The following is a 2,148-nucleotide window of genomic DNA, read 5'->3' on the forward strand; positions in this document are numbered from 1 at the left end:
CTGTCGGTCGGGTTAAGTTTGTACTGGTAAGTGAGTATCACAGGGTCAGCGTAGCTTAGTGTCATGACTCCAGGTCAGGCAATCTCCGGGGCATCGTTGGCGCAGCCTGCGCGAAGCGCATACCCCAGAGATTGCCTCTCCTATTCCCCTTCACCGCCAAGCTGCGCTGTGGCGGGAGTACCCCGGAGGTTTTGATGGAACACGCCACCGCCAGACTTTACTTGGTGGCCACCCCGATCGGCAACCGCGAAGATATTACCCTGCGCGCCCTGCGCATCCTCAAAGAAGTGGATTGGGTGGCAGCAGAAGATACTCGCCATTCCGGCCAGTTGCTGAAGCATTTTCAGATCTCAGCCCGGCTGATTAGCTATCACGAGCACAATGTTGCTCAACGGATCCCGGAATTATTGGGGTACTTGTCAGTGGGGCAGTCGGTGGCGTTGATCAGCGATGCTGGGACACCGGCCATTTCCGATCCGGGGGAGGAGTTGGTGCGCGCTTGTCTCCAGGCAGGGATCCCAGTGGTGCCCATCCCTGGCCCTGTGGCTGCCATCACAGCTTTGATCGCCTCCGGTCTTTCGACGCGGCGCTTTGTGTTTGAAGGGTTTCTGCCCAGCAAAACCCGCCAGCGGCAAGCCCATCTGCGGCAGTTGGCCCAAGAACCGCGCACCCTGATCTTCTACGAAGCCCCGCACCGCCTTCGCCAAACCCTGCAGGATCTGAGCGCCTGCTTCGGCCCGGAACGGCAGGTGGTTCTGGCGCGGGAGCTCACCAAGCTCCACGAAACCTTTTGGCGGGGATCCCTGGCTGCAGCCCTGGAGCATCTCAACACTCAGCCTCCCCGTGGCGAGTTCACCCTCTTGATCGAAGGGGCTGTCAACTTAGACCATGACCCAGAAAACTCGCCCTCAGAAACCGAGATCCGACAGGAATTGGCTCAGTTGCTGGCCCAAGGCTTGTCTCGGTCCAGCGCCAGTCGTCAATTGGCCCAGCATTTGCAGGGATCCCCAATTTGGACGCGGCGACGTCTGTACGATCTGTCTTTGGAAATGAATGCTGCGGATGCAGAGCACTCAGAACCTTGCTTCTCAGAAATCGATTCAGAAAGCGATGATGCGGATTTTGCTGGTGGATGACGAGGTAGAACTGGCGGATTCTCTGGCCCAGCAATTGACCCGTGAGGGCTACAGGGTGGAGGTGGCCTATGACGGTGGGCGGGCTTGGGCACTGCTGCAACAGACGGGATCCCTGGCAGAAGGCAACGTCAGTGCCTCCCCGGCTTATTCTGCCCATCGCGCCGGCGGGACGGAGTCCTTTGATTTGCTGATTTTGGATTGGATGCTGCCTGAGATTTCTGGGCTATCCCTGTGTCAGCGGGTACGGCAGGCGGATCCGACTACACCGATCCTGTTTTTAACCGCCAAAGATACCCTGGATGACCGAGTGGAAGGATTGGATGCGGGTGCGGATGATTACTTGGTAAAACCGTTTGCGTTGCGGGAGCTGTTGGCGCGGGTGCGGGCCTTGTTGCGGCGGGCTGGATCCCCAGAAGGGATCCCACGGTTGCAAATGGGGGATCTGGAGTTGGATCGAGAAAACCAGACTGCCTATCGTCAGGGGCAAATGATTAACCTTTCCCAGAAGGAGTTTCGTTTGCTGGAGTATTTCATGACCCATCCCGGTCAGTTATTAACCCATGATCAAATTTACGAACAGGTATGGGCCGGGGAGGAACCACCGAGTAGCAATGTCTTAGCTGCCCAGGTACGCCTGTTGCGCCGTCGCATCCGCCTACCAGGGTCAGCGGAGTTGATCCATGCCGTGTATGGCAAGGGGTATCGCTTTGGACTGGTTTCCCCCGATACTTCCCATCCCTTGCCTGCAGGGAGGAACGGGCCGGTTTCAGAGACTCAGGAGAGGAGCAGCAGTTACAACAAGCGTAATCAAGAATAATCAAGAAATATTAAAGATCCAACAAAAAAGCCCCCGCAGGGGCTTGAAACACTCCAAATCATGAATCTTTGACACTCCCCCGGTTAGAAACCGGGGGATTCTCCCTTCTAGCCCCCCACAGCTTGAAGCTGTGGAGTATTCATGGAGTTCAGGGGATTGCCAACTACCCCATCCCCTGAGCCGACCGCACCCATT

The 2,148-nt window shown here is 57.1% G+C and carries 2 protein-coding genes; both read left to right on the top strand.

The window, feature by feature from the left end:
- The first annotated feature begins 194 nt into the window (after positions 1-194).
- Positions 195-1,136 (top strand): 16S rRNA (cytidine(1402)-2'-O)-methyltransferase, encoded by a 942-nt coding sequence (rsmI, locus tag JX360_RS17235; RefSeq protein ID WP_244353454.1) that lies wholly within the window; start codon positions 195-197, stop codon positions 1,134-1,136.
- The gene (locus JX360_RS17240) at positions 1,114-1,953 is read left to right on the top strand and encodes a response regulator transcription factor (protein ID WP_244353456.1); all 840 of its coding nucleotides are present in this window, start codon (positions 1,114-1,116) and stop codon (positions 1,951-1,953) included. The genes rsmI and JX360_RS17240 overlap by 23 nt, the downstream gene beginning before the upstream one ends.
- Positions 1,954-2,148: the final 195 nt, after the last annotated feature.

The organism is Thermostichus vulcanus str. 'Rupite', assembly GCF_022848905.1.
Classification (GTDB): Bacteria; Cyanobacteriota; Cyanobacteriia; order Thermostichales; family Thermostichaceae; genus Thermostichus; species Thermostichus vulcanus_A.